The organism is Paenibacillus sp. EB106-05-06-XG162 (assembly GCF_058791655.1).
In genome coordinates, this window is record NZ_JBYTDT010000001.1 from 744630 (window position 1) to 763575 (window position 18946).

General features: G+C 46.3%; 19 protein-coding genes. 13 read left to right on the forward strand and 6 right to left on the reverse strand.

The annotated features are described in order from the left end of the window. Positions 1 to 12: 12 nt before the first annotated feature. Positions 13 to 1632, forward strand: coding sequence for a methyl-accepting chemotaxis protein (locus AC3WU2_RS03150; protein WP_492451202.1), 1620 nt, complete (start codon positions 13 to 15; stop codon positions 1630 to 1632). Between the two features lie 282 nt (positions 1633 to 1914). Beyond that, positions 1915 to 2622 carry a response regulator transcription factor gene (locus AC3WU2_RS03155; RefSeq protein WP_314586100.1) on the forward strand — a complete coding sequence of 236 codons (708 nt, stop codon included), beginning with the start codon at positions 1915 to 1917 and terminating at the stop codon, positions 2620 to 2622. A gap of 26 nt (positions 2623 to 2648) precedes the next feature. Here AC3WU2_RS03155 and AC3WU2_RS03160 read toward each other — a convergent pair whose 3' ends face one another. Continuing rightward, complete coding sequence (locus AC3WU2_RS03160) at positions 2649 to 6110, reverse strand: response regulator (protein WP_492451205.1); 3462 nt, start codon at positions 6108 to 6110, stop codon at positions 2649 to 2651. Between the two features lie 175 nt (positions 6111 to 6285). Between AC3WU2_RS03160 and AC3WU2_RS03165 the strand changes: the two genes are divergently transcribed. The 4 genes from AC3WU2_RS03165 to ylqF all read left to right on the forward strand — a co-directional run bounded on the left by AC3WU2_RS03165 (position 6286) and on the right by ylqF (position 8685). Then, positions 6286 to 6576 (forward strand): hypothetical protein, encoded by a 291-nt coding sequence (locus AC3WU2_RS03165; RefSeq protein ID WP_492451207.1) that lies wholly within the window; start codon positions 6286 to 6288, stop codon positions 6574 to 6576. Positions 6577 to 6711: 135 nt separating this feature from the next. Then, a complete protein-coding gene (rplS, locus tag AC3WU2_RS03170; RefSeq protein WP_018757812.1) occupies positions 6712 to 7053 on the forward strand; it encodes a 50S ribosomal protein L19 in 342 nt (113 codons plus the stop codon). Between the two features lie 97 nt (positions 7054 to 7150). Continuing rightward, positions 7151 to 7777, forward strand: a complete 627-nt coding sequence (gene lepB / locus AC3WU2_RS03175) for a signal peptidase I (RefSeq protein ID WP_018757813.1) — start codon at positions 7151 to 7153, stop codon at positions 7775 to 7777. A 32-nt stretch (positions 7778 to 7809) separates the two neighbouring features. Then, on the forward strand, positions 7810 to 8685 hold the full coding sequence (gene ylqF, locus AC3WU2_RS03180) for a ribosome biogenesis GTPase YlqF (protein WP_018757814.1): 876 nt from the start codon (positions 7810 to 7812) through the stop codon (positions 8683 to 8685). Positions 8686 to 8802: 117 nt separating this feature from the next. Here the strand turns inward: ylqF and AC3WU2_RS03185 are convergent, their stop codons facing one another. After that, positions 8803 to 9336, reverse strand: coding sequence for a hypothetical protein (locus tag AC3WU2_RS03185; RefSeq protein ID WP_492451211.1), 534 nt, complete (start codon positions 9334 to 9336; stop codon positions 8803 to 8805). 138 nt (positions 9337 to 9474) lie between these two features. On the opposite strand from AC3WU2_RS03185, the gene AC3WU2_RS03190 reads away from it, so the two are divergent. The 7 genes from AC3WU2_RS03190 to AC3WU2_RS03220 all read left to right on the forward strand — a co-directional run bounded on the left by AC3WU2_RS03190 (position 9475) and on the right by AC3WU2_RS03220 (position 15756). Next, a complete protein-coding gene (locus AC3WU2_RS03190) occupies positions 9475 to 10080 on the forward strand; it encodes a TetR/AcrR family transcriptional regulator (RefSeq protein WP_492451213.1) in 606 nt (201 codons plus the stop codon). 156 nt (positions 10081 to 10236) lie between these two features. Then, on the forward strand, positions 10237 to 10869 hold the full coding sequence (gene rnhB / locus AC3WU2_RS03195; protein ID WP_492451215.1) for a ribonuclease HII: 633 nt from the start codon (positions 10237 to 10239) through the stop codon (positions 10867 to 10869). A 110-nt stretch (positions 10870 to 10979) separates the two neighbouring features. After that, on the forward strand, positions 10980 to 12986 hold the full coding sequence (locus AC3WU2_RS03200) for a TP0910 N-terminal domain-containing protein (RefSeq protein ID WP_492451217.1): 2007 nt from the start codon (positions 10980 to 10982) through the stop codon (positions 12984 to 12986). Further along, entirely contained in the window at positions 12983 to 13300 is a 318-nt protein-coding gene (locus tag AC3WU2_RS03205; protein WP_492451219.1) for an EscU/YscU/HrcU family type III secretion system export apparatus switch protein, read from the forward strand. Before AC3WU2_RS03200 ends, AC3WU2_RS03205 begins: the two co-directional genes overlap by 4 nt. After that, entirely contained in the window at positions 13297 to 13653 is a 357-nt protein-coding gene (locus AC3WU2_RS03210) for a YraN family protein (RefSeq protein WP_018757820.1), read from the forward strand. The genes AC3WU2_RS03205 and AC3WU2_RS03210 overlap by 4 nt, the downstream gene beginning before the upstream one ends. Before the next feature lie 27 nt (positions 13654 to 13680). Beyond that, a complete protein-coding gene (locus AC3WU2_RS03215) occupies positions 13681 to 14346 on the forward strand; it encodes a carboxylesterase family protein (protein ID WP_314586118.1) in 666 nt (221 codons plus the stop codon). Between the two features lie 144 nt (positions 14347 to 14490). Further along, positions 14491 to 15756: a stalk domain-containing protein gene (locus AC3WU2_RS03220; protein ID WP_492451222.1), complete on the forward strand. Its 1266-nt coding sequence runs from the start codon at positions 14491 to 14493 to the stop codon at positions 15754 to 15756. A gap of 88 nt (positions 15757 to 15844) precedes the next feature. On the opposite strand, the gene AC3WU2_RS03225 is transcribed toward AC3WU2_RS03220, so the two are convergent. The 4 genes from AC3WU2_RS03225 to AC3WU2_RS03240 form a co-directional block, all read right to left on the reverse strand. Then, positions 15845 to 16021 carry a YjfB family protein gene (locus tag AC3WU2_RS03225; RefSeq protein WP_492451224.1) on the reverse strand — a complete coding sequence of 59 codons (177 nt, stop codon included), beginning with the start codon at positions 16019 to 16021 and terminating at the stop codon, positions 15845 to 15847. A gap of 102 nt (positions 16022 to 16123) precedes the next feature. Further along, complete coding sequence (locus AC3WU2_RS03230) at positions 16124 to 17695, reverse strand: YifB family Mg chelatase-like AAA ATPase (RefSeq protein WP_492451226.1); 1572 nt, start codon at positions 17693 to 17695, stop codon at positions 16124 to 16126. 656 nt (positions 17696 to 18351) lie between these two features. After that, positions 18352 to 18477, reverse strand: a complete 126-nt coding sequence (locus AC3WU2_RS03235; protein WP_018757826.1) for a hypothetical protein — start codon at positions 18475 to 18477, stop codon at positions 18352 to 18354. A gap of 45 nt (positions 18478 to 18522) precedes the next feature. Beyond that, positions 18523 to 18930: a hypothetical protein gene (locus tag AC3WU2_RS03240; RefSeq protein WP_492451228.1), complete on the reverse strand. Its 408-nt coding sequence runs from the start codon at positions 18928 to 18930 to the stop codon at positions 18523 to 18525. Positions 18931 to 18946 lie beyond the last annotated feature (16 nt).

Genomic DNA, 18946 nt, shown 5'->3' on the forward strand with positions numbered 1-18946 from the left:
GGGTCACAGATCATGAAATTAAAAATTAGTGCCAAATTAATAATTGTGTCCGTCATCTTACTCACGGTACCAACATTCTTTACCGGACTAACCGCTTACAATAATGCGAAACATCATCTTGATGAAGTCGGCATGGTCAACCTGAAGAATAACGCGCATATGGTGTCTGAATTGATCGATGTGTTGAACGTCGGCGTGGAGGGTGGTCTCATTTCGCTGGAGGAAGCCCAAGAGCAAGTGAAGACGAGAATATTAGGACCAAAACAAGAGAATGGTACGCGACCAATTACGAACAAATTCGATCTCGGTGAATCGGGTTATCTCTTTATTCTTGATGAGAAGGGTACCGCGATCGGACACCCGAGCATGGAAGGGAAAAATATGTGGGATTCCGCTGATCGCAATGGAGACTTCTTCGTTCGCGAGCAGGTGAATAAAGCACAAGCAGGCGGCGGATATACCTATTTTGACTATAACTTACCGAACTCCGAGGAGATCGAACAGAAAATCGTCTATTCTGAAAAAGCGCCGCACTGGGGATGGATTATCTCCTCCGGTTCTTACATGTCCAGCTTCAATAGCGGAGCATCGAGTATTGCGACGAATCTAATCATCGCCTTCGCTATTACGATTGTTGTTGGCGTCATTATTATTTTCTATCTATCAAGACACATCTCAAGACCACTGAATATGATCGCACAACGATTGGATATGATCGCAAAAGGAAATTTATCGATGAAACCGCTGCGATTTAAAATGCGGACGAAAGATGAGGTCGAGCATTTGACAGCATCGACGAACACGATGGTTGAGCAGCTGCGCGATCTTGTTGGACGTATTATTATGTCATCGCAGAATGTTGCCGCAGCATCTCAAGAAATATCGGCCACTACAGAGGAGATCGCAGCGGGCGGTGTGCAGCAATCATCGACGGTTAATGCGGTTACGGAGTTGTTCCGAGAGCATACGATGGCGATAAATGTTGTGGCTCAAAATGCAGAGATGGCTGCTGAACTTTCGGATTCAACACAAGATAAAGCGGAGAAAGGCGGACGAGACGTACAAGATTCGGTTTATGCGATGAACAGCCTCTCCGACCAAATGACACGCTTGCAGAATGATTCGGAGCAAATCGGGGAAATCATTGAAGTCATTGATGAAATCGCTGAACAGACGAACTTGCTCGCATTGAATGCTGCTATAGAAGCTGCGAGAGCAGGAGAGCAAGGTAGAGGATTCTCGGTCGTTGCGGATGAAGTTCGGAAGTTGGCGGAACGAAGCAGTGAAGCGACGAAACGAATCGCAGGAATCATCAAAGATATGCAGCACAATATGGGACAAAGTGTCCACGCCGTGAATGGCGCCGTTTCATTGACGGAACAAACGGGACAGACCTTTAATGCCATTCTAGATCAAGTGGTAGGTATGGCTAGACAGGTGACAGAAATTGCGGCAGCAAGCGAAGAGCAAGCTGCGCAATCGCAAGAAATGATGAACTCCATTGAGAGCATTGCTGTTGTTAGTCATGAATCTGCAGCTGCAGCCGAACAGACAGCCAGCTCCAGTCAAGAGCTAGCACGGTTAGCAGAAGAATTGAATGATATGGTAGCAAGCTTTAAATTAACGGAATAAGCGGTGGTAAGTGCCATTAACCTTGAGCATGAATTTTGATTCATGCCCGGGGTTATTTTTTTCGATTTTATAGGAATAAGTAAGCGCTTTATATCGCGCCAGTGTTATGAAGTGGTTAATACGCTTCCTAACAGTTTCCTAACAAAATCCTTATCATAGACGCTGTTGTCGAAATATAGTATATTGGGGGTACAATTTAATAAGAATTTAAAACAATTATGAGGTACGTGTTAAGAATAATACGCAAATTTGTAAAAAATTGTCATTAAGGGTGATCTTCTTATGGATAAAGTACTTATTATCGAGGACGATAATATGATTGGTGAGATGCTAACGATGTACTTATCGGAAGAGGGCTACGCCGTAAAAAGAGTGGATACGGGATTAGATGGCATGCTCGAATTAGAGTTGTTCCGACCGGACGTCATTCTATTGGATTTAGTTCTTCCGGACATCAATGGAATTGAATTATGCAGTAAATTGCGTGAAGTATCACTCGCGCCAATCATTGTCGTATCGCTTAAGATGGAGGTCGCTGATCGAATTAATGCTTTACAAGCAGGTGCGGATGATTTCCTAAGTAAGCCGTTCAGTATGCGAGAACTCACGGCAAGGATTAATGCGAATATTCGGCGCATGCATTTGCTCGAACAGTCGATGGCGGATCGTGGTGACTTGAGGAATATGACGGATAATGTAGAGAGTTTAATATCTTTGGATCCGGAACGAAGATCTTTATATGTGAATCATCGTTATATTGAGACAACGTTCTCAGAATTCGAAATTATGAAGCTATTCTGTGCCAATCAAGGAAAGGTATATACGAGGGAGGAGTTGATTAATGCACTGCGAGGGTTCGATTCTTTCGTGACAGATCGAGCAATTGATGTACATATTGCGAATCTTAGGAAGAAGATTGAAGGTAATCCGAAAGAACCTAGATTTATTAAAACGGTATGGGGGGTAGGTTATAAATTTAACGTTGAATAAGAACACGAACAACACTGTATGATGATCTACAGTGTTGTTCGTGCAATAAATAGTTCGATCGCATGCAAAATGCGTGTTAATTGATAGGTTAAATCTTGCAACATTTGATCAAGTGCAGTATCGTCCTTGGGTTTATCATCCTTCAACCACCGTTCAACCTGGTTCGCTGCTTCATATAATTGCTGTGCAGATAGATTCCCCGCGGTACCCTTCAACGTATGAATCATGCGCCTTGCTGTGTCATGATCTTTCTGTTCAATCATATCCATGAAATGATCTATAAAGAGTTTGTATTCCTGATGGAAGGTGGCTAGCATTCGGTTTAATATATGCACCTTGCCATTTAATCGATGAATCGCTTGTTCGACCATAATCCCATGATCCTCAAGAATTTGATACGGATGATTGCGATCAAGGATGACATCTTCTTCCTTCCTAGCTTCTGATCCGAGTCGTAAACCTGAACCAAGCCATTTGTCTAATGTCTGGAACATCTGATCGACATCGATCGGCTTCTGAATCATGTCGTTCATCCCTGCTTCAAAATATTGCTCACGATCCTTCTGAATCATATTAGCAGACATCGCGATGATCGGCAGTTGCTGATAAACGGGGTTACTACGTATTCGTTTGGTTGCTTCCAATCCATCCATCTCCGGCATATGGATATCCATCAGGATGAGATCCCATTCTAATGGTTCGAGCAGCATCAACACCTGACGTCCATTCTCCGCTACGCCAACGGAATATCCACGGCTTTCTAGTAACTCCACCGCAATTTGTTGGTTAATCTCATGATCTTCGGCTAGTAAAATACGATAAGGCCGACTCGAACCAGCAGCGCTCTCCTTATAGGCAGTGATCTCGTTGATTTCATATCTGGTATTGTCAAATAAGCTGCTGAGAATGTGATGAAGCTTGAAAATCTGAACCGGCTTCAACAGAACGGCATCGGGGCGAAGCTGATCCGGCAGCGAGAAGACGGCTTCTCTTCCTGGCGTAGTGGTCATGAGGAGTGTGAGAACGCCTAGGCAGCGCGCTAGCTTTTGCATTCGAACCCATGTCTCTTCACCGTACATGTCCGCAGCATCCATATCAAGAATAACAATGTCTGCATGATGATCTTGCATTTCAAGCCAATTCGTCGCTTCCTTCCATGAGAGACAGGAATACACTTTGTGACCCAAAGTATGAAGCATCGATTGCATATGACTGTTCAGCGCCGTCTTATCTGATACGAACAGCACTTCCTGCCTTACGATGGCGTCGACTGGGGGTAGCAGTGCAACATTCGCATCCTGTGTAAGACGTAGGGGGATGGTGAAGGAGAAGGTGCTGCCTACCCTAAACTCACTGTGCAGTTGTAAATCTCCTTGCATGATATCTACTAATTTTTTGGAAATCACAAGCCCAAGTCCCGTCCCGCCGTATTTGCGGCTTGTCGAGTTATCTGCCTGAGAGAAAGGTTCAAATAAGCAGCGCTGTTGCTCTTCAGAAATGCCAATCCCGGTATCGATAATCGAAAATTTAATCTCGAGCGACTCTGCTTTGCGTCTCATGTTCTCAGCCCGTATACAGACCATCCCATAATTCGTAAATTTAATCGCATTGCTGATCAGATTTAGCAGGACTTGTTCGAGTCGCAGGGGGTCTCCTAGTACATAAGCTGGCCAATCATTTGGTAAATCCATGAGGATGACCAGATCTTTTTTGGCTTGGAGCATACTGCTCGTCTCCGAGAGCTTGTCGAACAACCCATAGAGATTGATTTTCGTCTCTTCGATTTCAATTTTTCCAGCCTCAATCTTGGAGAAGTCCAATATCTCATTAATGATGCGAAGCAAGGTCTGGGAAGAAGCCAATATTTTGCGCAAATAATCCTGTTGGATCGGTGTCATTCCCGTCTTCTGAATCAATTGCGTCAAGCCAATGATCCCATTTAGGGGCGTCCGAAGTTCATGGCTCATCATCGCGAGGAACGCACTTTTGGCTTGATTCGCCGCCTCAGCGGCCTTCTTAGCATCCATCAATTCCACTTGATCCCGCTTTTGCTCTGATATGTCTCGGCAAATACGAATATAACCGATAATATTCCCGTTATGATCTAGCATTTTATTGACATTCACGGAGATCGGAATGCGTGTGCCATTCTTATGTACGTAGAGGGATTCTGTATCATAGGATGTCTGATGATTTTCTTCGAATACCGCTTGAAATACCGTTGTATCAGGCGAAATGATTCTTCCAAGTTGAGCAGACAGTGTTGCGGCTGTCCGTGCGATCGTATCTTGATCCTGCAGCAGCATAATGCTTTCCTTGTTGACGACTTCCTTGGATGTGTAGCCTAGCATTTTCTCAGCGGTCTTGCTGAAATAAGTAATTCGGAACTTAGAGTCAACAACGATGATGGCATAATCATTCTGATTAATAATCGCTTCACCGGTTATGAATTTCTGCGTAATGTTCGTAAGAAAAGGAAATCTCTGCAAATAATAAGCGAGCAGTAAATAGGTAACGATAACGGTAGCTAGAATACATAGTGTGAAATAGAAAAATAATGACTGTGAATAATTGTTCAATTCTTGTAACGATAGGTCCTTTGGCGTACTGACTGCAACCGACCACTTCGTTAGCGGAATTGGCGCATAGCTGATAAACTCCTCTTGCTTCAATGTCTGAATAGATTCTACGCCGGTTTGCTGCTCCATCATCTTCGTAAGAATGGCTTGAAGCCCGGGACTCGCATCTGGAAATTTGCGATCCAGCGTATATGTAAAACCAGGATAATAGATGATTTCTCTGTTAGCATCAACCAGAAAATGATACCCGACATTGCCTTTATGGTAGGGCTTCATAATCTCCGGGAACGTATCGAGTAGAATGTCGACGGCAACGTAACCAATGGTCGTTCCTTGATCTTGAATGCGATGGGCGACACTTACGACCCATCTGCCTGTAAATGCATCGAGATAAGGCTGGCTGTATGTTGTCTCATCGGATGCCGAGGCCTCGGCATACCATCCACGAGAGTTAATCTCGAAGCTCGGGCGAGATATTAGCCCGCCGCTCCCCACAAAGAAGTTCCCTTTCTCGCTGGCAATCCATACGAGCGATAATCGGTCGTCGATGGCAGCAGTTGCATTCAAGGAGATCATGACGTCTCGATAATCCGGATTCTGGGTGACTTCTAAGTGGGATTTCGCCGTCTTTAGCAGTCGGATCGTCGAAGGATCTGTTGTCATATGTTCCACAGTAGCGCCGAATTTCTCGAATAATGCGTTGACTTTCTCGGCAATAGATGCGCTCTCAGCTGTGAGTGAATTCTGGACATCTTGAATAATGATTTCTTTTGTCTGATAGTAGATAATAATTCCTGTAAATGAGGAAATGGCCATAATGCAGACGAGGATAATGATCGATAATTTTAACGATACGCGGTCGAATTTCAAGATGCCTCTTCGCAAGGAAGGGCGTGATTTGCTTCTCATAGTCATCCTACCTTTGCTGGACAGTCGAAGTATTGGCTAATTATAGCATTAGAGGAAGCGGGCGCCTATCCCTTTAGAAGGATGTCTGCAATTTTTGGACGATTCACTTTGTGTTTCTGGATCTACAGCACTATACTAGAATCAATTGGATCAAGTAAGGAGAGGCGGGGGCAATTTGCGACAGAATGTAGTGAGCCGTATATTGCTAGGATTCGGATTTGTAGTTATTGGAATTTCACTGCTCATGGGGTTTTTCCTCGCGATTGCGAGCGGGCATAATGGGTTTGCACTTGCTGCGGTGATGGTATTAATCAAATGGTGGGCTTATGGTGCCATGATCGGGCTGGCATTTATCGGACTCTCCGAAATCGTCAAGCTGCTGCAAGCGATTCATGACAAACTAGAGAGGTCGGATCGTTCTGTCGTACAGGCAGTAGAGCATGATGAATGGGATAATGGAAGCTAAAGAAATCACTTGTGTTCGATTGCTAAACATGATATAATATCATTTGTGTTAATTCGGTGGTCCTCTACGGGCGATGAGGTGGAGCAGCAGCTCCCTGAGGCGTATGAACACCTGAGTGGAAGGAGGGAGTCATAGATGAATATCGTACAAGCGATTACTCAAGAACAACTTCGTAAAGACTTGCCAAGCTTTCGTCCTGGAGACACTTTAAAAGTACACGTTAAAGTTATCGAGGGAACCCGTGAGCGTATCCAGCTTTTCGAAGGTGTTGTGATTAAACGTCGTGGAGGCGGAATCAGTGAGACTTTTACAGTTCGTAAAATTTCTTACGGTGTAGGTGTGGAAAGAACTTTCCCGCTTCATTCCCCAAAAATCGATAAACTCGAAGTGGCTCGCCGTGGTAAAGTGCGTCGTGCGAAGCTTTATTATCTTCGTGAACTACGCGGTAAAGCAGCGAGAATTAAAGAGATTCGTTAATGTAAGACCAAGGGGCTTGTTACTACAAGCTCCTTTCGCATGTATAGCGGTATGAATACGCTTTGAAATAGGGAATGTAATATAAGGAGGGAAAGCGATGACGAATCAAACGGATTCTCATGAGACAGAACCAAATGAACCACAAGAACAGCCTGGCACAAGCAAACTGAAAAGTGAAGCAGTGGAATGGGCAAAGGCCATTGCTATTGCTGTCGTCTTAGTCGTAGTCATACGTTGGTTCGTATTTGCTCCCTTCATGGTAGACGGGCCATCGATGCAGCCGAATTTTCATACAGGTGAGCGAGTCATTGTGAATAAGTTCTTATACGATTTCCGTGCGCCAAAGCCGGGTGAAGTCGTTGTATTTCATGTTCCGCAAGAGAAGCGTGATTACATTAAACGTGTCGTTGCTGTTGCAGGTGATACGGTGAAGGTTCAAGGCGATGATGTCTATGTCAACGGCAAGAAAATTAGCGAGCCGTATATCCAAGGCGTCTTGGATGAGTACCATAGCAAAGGGGAACAATACAACAATCTGCGTGATTTCCCTAATGCTGACGTGACAGAAGAGAAGGTCCCAGAAGGCCATATCTTCGCCATGGGTGATAACCGCCGTAATAGTACGGATAGCCGAATGATTGGATATATTGATTTAAAAGAAGTGGTAGGGCGTGCAGAAGTTGTATTCTGGCCGTACAAGGATATTACAATAGTAAATCACTAGACGTGAATTTTGAGTAAGGGTGGTGAGAGACGGTGACGATACAATGGTTCCCTGGACATATGACGAGAGCACGTCGTGAGATCCAGGAAAAACTGAAATTGATCGATGTAGTGATAGAACTGCTCGATGCTCGTCTACCGCTGTCAAGCCGCAATCCGATGATTGATGAGATTTTGCAAGGGAAGCCAAGAATGATCGTGCTGAATAAAGCTGATCTGGCGGACCCGGCGGTGACAGAGAAATGGGTAACATATTTCAAAAATGAAGGCATTACAGCATTTCCGATCGATGCGTCGAACGGGACTCGCGTACAGGACATTCCTGCACAAGCGAAGGTGCTATTTCATGATAAAATTCAGAAACAACTCAATCGAGGCATGAAGCCGCGTGCGATTCGCGGATTGATCGTCGGAATACCAAATGTAGGAAAATCGACATTAATCAATAGACTTGCAGGCCGCAACATTGCAGCCACCGGAGATCGCCCAGGCGTCACGAAGGGACAGCAGTGGATTAAGATCGGAACGGAAATGGAACTGCTGGATACACCGGGAATTCTATGGCCGAAGTTCGAGGATCAGGAAGTTGGCTATCGACTAGCCGTTACGGGTGCGATCAAAGAGCAAGTCATTAATATTGAAGACGTTGCCTTTTTCGCGATAAAATACATGACGCAATACTATTGGGATACGTTACAAGAGCGATTCGAACTAACGAAGAAACCCGAAGATCTGGATGTTCCTGACGAAATCGTTCAGGTGATGGAAGAGATCGGACGTAAACGTGGTTGTATTATGAGCGGTGGCCGCGTTGATCTCGAGAAAGCATCTGGTGTCATTCTACGCGAACTACGCGCGGGCAAAATGGGGCGTTTCTCGTTGGAAGTCCCGTTGTCGTTTATGCTGTAAACCTATATGGATTGATAAAAATAAAACCGTGCAATTTGTGAAGTTCTCCCTATTGGATAGGAATCACAAAGAGCACGGTTTTTTTGTGTTTTATGGTTTTATGGTTTTATTTTGTTATTACATCGTTTCTTTGGAGCCCCGTGGGAACAAGGTGTAGCTGAAACTGACCAGGAAATCGATGCCCAGAATGAGTGACCAACCGCGTACGACATTGAATAGCGCTTCCGTACGGGTCTTATCGTCAACAACGAGGATAATGCCATAGAGTATAGCACAGCCAATCAACCATGCAAGGAGATGAAGCAGCCAGCCGATACGCTCATGGGCTGGACCCGTTTTCGGTTTTTTCACAGGTGCAGGACCATTCGCGAATCGGTATGCGAACCGCTCGTCAGCCCAGCGAATCATCCGGTGGCCATAGGCAATCGAGACGCCAATGTATACGGCTGCGATGCCGTGGACGAAGGTGGCGACAGCACCTGATCGTAAATCTAACAATGTCGCGATTAGCAGGGCAAGGTCGACGACGGGTGTCATAAGCAACAGCCCTGCTCCTAGTTTTTTGCGGTTCAAGATGTAGCGGCAGAAGAGTCCCGCAATGACAAATACCCAGAATCCAATTTCACAGCCAAAAATGAATGCAGTAATCATGATTGGTCTCCTTTACACAGTAACGGTTGCCTTGTAAGAAAGGAACGCGTCCGAATTCTTTTTAATACAAATGTATTATTTACTCGTCGTTATTTTAGCACGATTGTATTAAAAAAACAATGGTGATACAATGAATACATGCCTAAAATCGTAAATCATGATAAACGTCGGGAACAACTCGCAGAAGCAGCTTGGCGTGTCATACGCCGTGAAGGTTTGGAAGGAGTAACTGTGCGCAGTGTTGCGGATGAAGCGGGGATGTCCCTCGGTTCACTTCGGCATTATTTCGTGACACAGTCCGAGCTGCTCGCATTTTCGATGCGGATGGTCTCTGATCGCGTCAATCAACGTATTGCTAAGTTACCGTATAACGGCGATCCTCGCCACGATATCGAATTGGTCATTGGGGAGATCATGCCGCTGGATGAAGAACGGCTTGCTGAATCGGAGGTCTGGATTTCGTTTACCGGACGAGCGATGGTCGATCCTACCTTCCGAGTGCTTAGTCTGGAGGTGCATGAATCACTATATGACGGATTTCGTCGGATGATTAATGTACTCATACAGTTGAATTTAACGGATGAAGGAATCGATGCTGAGCTAGAGACACGTCGATTGCATGCCCTAGTGGATGGTCTTGTCATTCACAGCATTACGAATGCAGAGCGACATGATCCGGATGAAATGTGGCGCGTCGTGAAGCTTCATTTAGACCAGCTCATCGTGAACGAATATAAACCATAGTCTCGTAAAATGGAGTGCCTTAAATAGAAGATCACCGCTATAGGACGGTACAGGTCATCTTCTTAGGGCGCTCTTTCTGTGTTAAAATAGAGAAACGTGGATGGGTACATAGCACGTGGGTTATTAAGGTTGAGAGAGTTAAGAGGTGTAGTTCGTATGGAAGAAGTGGATATGCTAGAATTTGAGCGTGAATATGCAGCGCAGAACTATAAGAGGATTGCTGGAATTGATGAAGTCGGACGAGGGTGCATGTTCGGAGATGTCGTTGCAGCGGCGGTGATCTTAGAAGAAGGTCTTGAAATTGAAGGGATCAATGATTCGAAGAAGTTAACTGAGAAGAAACGAGAGCGCCTCTATGATGTGATCATCGAGCAAGCAGTTGCCTATGCCATCGTAAGGATTGATGCGGAGACGGTGGATCGAATCAATATTAAACAAGCAGCAAGACTTGCGATGAAGCAAGCGGTAGAGCAGCTATCTGTAGCGCCGGATTTCCTGTTAGTCGATGCGGAAAAGGTAGATTGTGACCTCCCTCAGCTCGCGCTTGTGAAAGGGGACGCACGAAGTCAGTCGATCGCGGCGGCTTCGATTTTGGCAAAAGTAACACGTGATCGTCTTTGTGTGGAGGAATGGGATGCAATGTATCCCGAGTATGGAATTGCGATCCATAAAGGATATGGGACGAAGCTTCATCGGGAGAAAATTGCGACACTTGGACCGACACCGATGCATCGTAAGTCGTTCATTCGGAATATTTTGGCTGAATTAGAACAGCCTGTTTTGTTCTAAATGGTCTCTTTCGTATCGTCATGATCGGGAGCGATTCGACCGATAAATAGAATAGAGATGACTCTCGAATGCCGTCGCTTAAGATGAGAGGGACGAGGAGGGATATAGGAATGAATATCGGACAAATGGTTCGCGGTCTGCTCGGGGATGTGAAACCGGGGGATGCGAAACAAGTTGAATTAAAGCCGGGTCAAGTCGTTCGTGGCGTCGTGACAGAAGTGTCAGAGGATGGTCAAGAAGCGGTAATGAATATAAACGGTACGCAGGTGAAGGCCAAATTGGAAACACCTCTAGCACCGGGACAGACAACCATGCTGCAGGTGCAGCCAGAGACCGAGAATGGGCTAGTCGTACTTAAGCCTTTGCAATCCTCACCAGGTGTGCCGATCGCTGAGCAATCGATTGGGGATGTACTTAAGTCCGTTGGCTTACCGGATCAGAAGTGGGCACGCGAGCTCGTACAGTTGATGCAGCAAAATGGTGTGCCCATCACGAAGGAAACGGCGGAGCAGATGCGTGCTGTTATGGCGCAGATTCCGCAAGGAATCTCGCAGGAAGATTGGATGCAGGCTTCTTCGCTCGCATTCAAACGTGGTCTCCCGCTGACGCAAGAGACGGTGAAGGCGCTGCATCAAGTGTTGTTCGGCAAGCCGCTTACGCAACTGCTTGCCACGCTCCAACTCCAGCTCGCGGACGCGCTGGAGCAGCAGCCCGCCGCGCCGCAGGCACCGCGCGGCCAAGGGGAAGCCCCGCCGCCTGTGGCAGGCGGGGCCCCTGCCCCCGCGCAAGCGCCAGCTTCGCTTGGCGGCGCGCGTGCGAGCACAGCACCGCTGCTGCTGACGCAGGCAGCAGCGGTGCTGCAAGAGCTTGCCGCGGCTGCGCAGCCCGCGGGGGCGCCTAGCGCGGCCGGCACAGCCGCCGCGCCGGCGCAAGCGCAAGCTGCGCCAGGTGCGAATGCCCCGAGCGCAGCAGCGCAGGGTTTGGGTGCGCCAGCTTCGCAAGGCGCACCGGGCGGAGCCGCAGCGAGCGAAGCTGCTGCGGCCATGCGGGCCCAGGCAGCCCCGGCTGAGCCGGGGGCTGCGCGGACCGCGCCAGCCGCGGCGCATAGCGGAGCAGCGCCTCTGCCGGCATCACCGCAAGGGCCGCAATCCGCCATGCGTGTAGCACCGCAGCATTCGTCGGCATTGGCCACTCCTGCAGCATCGTTGCAAGGCGCTGCTTTGCAAGAGCACCAGAACGTTACAGCGAATTCAGCTTCAGCCGTGTCTGTATCAACCGAAGGAGATGCTCTTCCACAGAAGACCATGCAAGAACCATGGATTGGTCGTGTGCTGAAACTGCTTGGCGTAGAGCATGAGCAGACAACGTGGAAGTCGTTGGAGGCATCAACGTTACCCCAAGGAACAGCGACGAAGGGACATGACCCCGCTGTACCTATCCAAAATGCTAATCTGGGATCGGGTACACAGCAAGCACAGGAGCTCGCGAAATTGGTAAGGTCGGCAGCTGAGCTTCCGTTGAATGTTGTGCCATTACCACATGCTTCGGGGACAGCACAGACGTCGCCCGAAAATCTCAAACTGGTCCTTTTACAACTTATACAATCCGAGGATGTGCCGCCTGCGATGAAGGATACAGCGCAGCAGCTCATTAACCAAATTACAGGTCAGCAATTAATGTTATCGAATGATCGGAGTGCTCCCTTTGCTCACGTGAGTCTATTTATACCACTTAAGAATACCGAAGGCGAAGAGACGGCAACGGTACATATCCAGACGCGCAAAGGTAAACGAGGCGATCTGGATGCGGGGAATTGTCACCTCTGGTTTGATTTGAACTTACGGGCCTTAGGCCGAACGATTGCTGATGTGAATGTCGTCGATCATATCGTGTCGCTGAAGCTGCTCAATGATCAAGAGTGGCTCGGTCCTATGGTCCAAGAGCGACGTTCAGAAATGGAGACTGCGCTCTCGCAAATCGGATATCAATTAATTTCGTTGCAGACGGCTCCTGTTCCAGTACAGCAAGAACCATCGAAATCGGCTGCTGTACTGGGAGATCATCCGGCTGCGGCCTATACGCCAACAGCCTATAAAGGAGTGGATCTTCTCGTATGAACCGGGTGAACCCGAAGCAAGAATCTTTGCCCGAAGGTGTCCACTTCAAGAAAGCCGTTGCGCTGAAGTATGAGCCAGGTCTTGCAGAAGCGCCTAAGATCATTGCCAAGGGACGAGGCCATCTCGCCCAAGCCATTCTTGATAAAGCCAAAGAAAGTGGCGTCGCCATTCAAGAAGATCCGTCGCTTGTCGAGGTGCTCTCGAAGCTAGATGTTGATCAACAAATTCCTGCGGAACTGTACCAGCTTGTTGCAGAAATTCTCAGCTTCGTCTATCGAACAGATCAAAATGCAGATCGTAGGCAAGAGTTATGAATCGTAGAGCACTCGGTGCAGAAGCAGAGAAATTAGCAGAACAGTATCTTCGCGCACAAGGATATCTTTTCATGGCTCGGAATTGGCGATGTCGCAGCGGGGAGATTGACCTTATTTTTCGAGATGAAGGGGTTATCGTATTCGTCGAGGTACGAAGCCGTTCGAATACATCGCGTTATGGGACGGCGATAGAATCCATTGATGCTCGGAAGCAGCGGCAGGTGCGTGGGACGGCAGAGGTATTTCTCTACCAACAGCGATTATCAGCGAATGCAGTTCGGTTCGATGTCATTACCGTTCATTTTCAAGGAGATAACGATCCAGAATTGAAGCATTGGCATGAAGCTTTCTAAAGGATTCGAGGAGAGAAGGGATATGAGATGAAACAAACAGTGGCTGCACTACATAAGGAAATCGTTAAGACACTAGAACTTCAATATGTTGTCTACTTGCCGACTGACTTTAATCCAAATGCTGAGAAGAAATGGCCAATGATTTATTTCCTGCACGGCATCAATCAACGCGGTTCAGATATAGAACTGGTCAAGAAATACGGGATACCGAACAATCTGGAGGCAGGCGAAGAGCTTCCGTTTATTGTGGTCTGTCCTCAGTGCCCGGCAGGTTCGTTCTGGCCGCTAGAGAATGATGCATTGATGGCTCTGCTCGCTGAGATTGTAGAACAATATCCTGTAGATCAAGACCGGATTTATTTGACAGGTTATAGTATGGGCGGCTATGGCTCATGGGATTTGGCATTGAACTATCCCGATACGTTTGCGGCTGTTGCGCCAGTCTGCGGCGGTCTTGTACCAGGACGTAACCCTGAATCATTGAAGTCATTACCGATATGGACGTTTCACGGAGATCAAGACAGCGTGGTTCCGATTCAGGAATCCAAAATGATCGTACATGCACTCGAATCCATGGGTTCCTCGGTGAAATTTACGATCTATCCGGGTGTGGACCATGACTCTTGGACAGAGACCTATCGGAATCCCGAACTGTATGCGTGGTTCTTGCAGCATGTTCGGACTTCGCAATAATGTAATTTGAAGAAGAGTCATCCTATCACAGTTCTTTGAGATCTGGACGAGATGACTCTTTATCATTTGTGCTTACGAGAGAACGATAGAGTTCCATTTAGCAGTAAAATAATGTAAAATATATAAGAGAGAGGGGAGATTTCATTGTTCAATCGCAAGTCTATTCGTCGTGCAATTCTATTATCTCTAAGTCTATCAATGTTATTCGTAGGATTACCTGCAACACATGTAAGTGCAGCATCCGCCGAGACGTACATTCTGCTTGATGGTTACGAGCTGCCATTCTCGGCTGCGCCTACGGTAATTCAGGGCAGTACGATGGTGCCATTTCGCAGTATTGCTGAAGCTTTGAACATTTCAGTGGAATGGAATGCGAAGGCGCAGACGATTACGGCTAGAAGTCAAGGCGTGTCTGAAGCAACGACAGTGATTCTAACTCTGAATAAGAAGCAAGCCGTCGTGAACGGGAGCGCAGTGAGCATACCGATAGCTCCGGTTCAGTTGAAAGGTACAGTGATGGTGCCACTTAGCTTCTTCAGCAAACAATTTGGAGCAGAAGTCGCTTGGGATGCGGGGGCTAAGCAAGTTTTGATTACATCTCCGCAGCAATCCTTATATCGATTGGGTTTCTATGCGATCTCATCCTTTGCGGAACGTTCTTATGTGAATGAATTTGATGGTGTTGCCTTCGGTTGGGCACGAATTCAAGAAGATGGCACCGTGACCACTTCCGGCAAAGACTTCTATTGGCCCAAAGCTTCCGGAGATGTGAGTCCAGAATCGATCGTGACAAACGCAGTATCGGCAGGTGTGAAGCCAAGTCTGATGGTATTCGCTGGAGACCGAGGCGGTGAACTTACGAAAATGATTGAAGATGAACAGCTTCGTGAGAAAGCGATCACGGATATTGTAACGTTGGCTCAGGACAAAGGCTTTGGTGGCATTACATTGGACTTCGAAGGCTTAGGATTGACAGGAGATCGCGAGCAAGCCAAGCAGAGCTATACGAAATTCGTGAAGCAGCTTGCTGAGCAAGCGGGTCCAGCAAATCTTAAGCTCAGTTTAGCACTGCATCCTTTGAATAGCTCGTATAAGGGCTATGATTATAAGGCGCTGGGGAAAATTGCAGATCAACTGATTATTATGGCCTATGCGTATGAAGGGGAGAAGGGGCCAGAGCCGCTGAAGCGCGTCGATGAGGCGATCAAGCTTGCATTACAGGAGACTTCGAAGGACAAGCTGTTGCTCGGTATCTCAATGGGCAGTGAAAACGATCAATCGATTTCTAGCAAGATCGGCTTAGCTAAGCGTTATGATCTTAAAGGAATCGCCATCTGGCGAATTGGTCTAATCGGTGATACCGCGCTCGCGAAAATGAATCAGAGTACCGTGCGCGAAAGCGGGCAGTAATTGTTATAGCGATGCGAAAAGGCAGCACACGAGTGCTGCCTTTTCTTTTTGCTCATATAAGAATGCTCTATTCTTATATTTCTGAATCCTACACCTTCAGATCCAGATTGCCGCCTAAATTCGGTTGAACGCTTTGCTCCATCATTTTAACGATGTTCTGGCCATTCTGGGTCGCTTGATCATTGGACATCTTAAGCAATCTGATACTAACAGCCTGAGATAAACTGTTCTGTTTCATCACTGTGGATAAGGTAGAGATGTTCATCGTTGTTTGCCTCCTCAAAATCACGTTACCTATCTAATATCGGTATGATCAGCGATTCGTGTGAATGCTATCGAAATATGCTAATAATAATAAGAGCGGTATTCAAATAGACGCTGTACCCTCAATATTTCGATCCAAATTGCGATATTGAATCGCCTCTGCGATATGTGCCACATCGATTTGTCCTTTACCATCCAGATCGGCTATAGTTCGAGCGAGCTTCAGGATACGATCATTGGCCCTTAGACTAAGCCCTAGCGCTTCATAGGTGTGCTCTAGCAGTTGATCCGCTTCACGCGTCGGTTTCGTATATTTTCGAAAATAAGACCCGCTCAGTTCACTATTCCACGCAATCGGTAGATTTCGATATCGATGTAATTGAACCGCTTGGGCAGCTAGAACTTGCTCGAGCATTTGAGCGGAAGACATCGGATTCTCATCCTGTCGATGATTTAGCACCCGTGGTACTTCGACCTGTAGATCTATTCTGTCCAGTAGAGGTCCTGAGATGCGGGAACGGTAGGCAGTTATTTTGTTCAGGCTGCATGTGCAGCGTTGTCTTGAAGTCTCAGCTCCCCAGTATCCACAAGGACACGGATTCATTGAAGCGGCTAGCAGGAGATGCGAAGGATACTTATAGACCGCCCTTGTTCGACTTATAGTTACCGCTCGCTCTTCAAGCGGTTGACGCAGCACCTCGAGTACATTTCGTGTAAATTCCGGCAGTTCATCGAGGAAGAGCACGCCTTTATGAGCGAGACTGACTTCGCCTGGTTTCGGGATCGATCCACCACCAATCAGGCCGCCTGGCGAGATCGTGTGATGAGGCGCGCGAAAAGGTCTTTTCCGAATGAGTCCGCCGTGGTCATCACTTAGTTTTCCAGCGACACTATAGATTTTGGTCACCTCCAGGGCCTCATTCTCAAGAAGAGGCGGGAGAATCGTAGGGAGCCTGCGAATCAACATCGTTTTTCCCGTACCTGGAGGTCCAACTAATAGAATGTTGTGCATCCCGGCTGCTGCAATGATAAGGGCTCGCTTAATCTGATGATGACCGATGACATCCGCATAATCTTCGAGAATCGCATTATTCGTATTGGCAACGAGCGTAGGAGTGGGATGACTGGCAGGGTGATAGAGAAGATTCGTAAGATCCAAGGTAACTGCTGATTGAGGATCTTGATAGAGCTCTCTCAGATGATGAATGGCGTAGATGTCCATATCCTCTATCATGGATGCTTCCAATTTATTATCGGCAGCAATGATCACTTGACGAATGCCGCAGCGCTTCGCGTGTTCGATCATCGAGAGTACGCCGGGGACTGGCCTGACCTCGCCGTTCAGCGATAATTCTCCAATCATAAGAAATTGATCAACCGAATCGATTCGAAGCTGCTCGCTTGTCGTCAGAATGCCCAGTGCAATCGCTAGATCAAAGGCAGAGCCTTCCTTACGTAGATCTGCAGGCGCTAGATTGACTGTTATGCGCGCTAATGGGAACGTGAAGCCGCAATTCTTGATAGCTGCTCTTACGCGATCAATCGATTCACGTATGGCTGAATCGGGTAGTCCGACGATCGACATATGGGGTATGCCGTTGCTAATATCCACTTCAACATGAATGATTCTTCCGTCTACACCGTAAACACAGGCACTGTTAATTTTTCCGTACATTACACAAAAACACCCTTTCCACGCGAAATTCGCGGAAAAAGGTGCTTCCTTATTTCCAAAATTGGACTGTAATTTATAAATGGATTCAACTTATTCTAATCAAAACCTATAAAAACTGTCAATCCACTATATTAATTGAGTTTATGGATAGAAGACGGGATAAAAGTAAAATATTGGCGAAAGACTCTAGCGATGTGTTACAATATTTCCTATATCATGGTTCCCGATCTTCAGTGAGTATAAAGAGAGGTGACTGATTACATGTATAATCAACGATTAACATGCTGGGGAATGGGATCATTCATTCTTGTCATTCTGCTAACTTTAATATTCATGTTTTTGAATCCATATGATGGTGCTGTTTCCGTCTCGACCAAGTGGATCTGCGTAACGTTGTTATTACTGCCAGCCTTATCTGGTATTTTATTTTGGTTAAGCAAACAACGTATTTTATTGATGATTTCATTAATTTGGGTTTTTCCCTATTCCCTCTATCTAGGTCTTGCTTCAATACCAAGCCTATGGAATCTGTTTTTAGTCTCTTTCTTGATTAATCTGTATGTTCTGGTGCGAATTAGCAAGAAAACGAGTGCGCCGAATATAAAGAAAACGAACCTTAATCGCCATTAAGGTTCGTTTTTTTATTTAATCTGTTGTTACTCTTTAGGAGATTCAAAGTCATACAATGGCCCAATACAACTCGTAGAAACAAAATCAACAATTGGAGTAAAAGCAGCAAGTATCAGCATAGTCAGAGATGCGAATAATGTTTGTTTTTTCATTCAATCACCTCCTTCCTATAGTTCAACTTATAGAGAAGAGTAGTTCTAGGTGTTGTGACTTCTTCTTTCATTTTCTTCTTTGTTGCGTTGCAGCGACATGACAATTAATATGAAGAAACAAAGCAGAGAAGATGTGATACTAATATAGAAATTCATATCCAGGTCTTCACCATAGAAGTTAGGAAACGTCAATGAAATGAACAATAAGATCGCGATGGAAGTGACGATATATCGCACAGGGGATTTAAAATTAATCTTCTGCCCAAAAAGGTTATCGAAATCGAAAGTCATCGCATCACCAAGCTTATGAACGATATAAGAGATCACACAAATGATTATAAAGGTAGCAAGTTGGATTAAATAGGCACTATATGTATAAGGTGTTGCATCTTCTGGTGCAATTGCTTTTGTAAAGAGCAATCCATAGATGATAAGCAACTGAATCGATAGCACGAAAATATATCCCGTT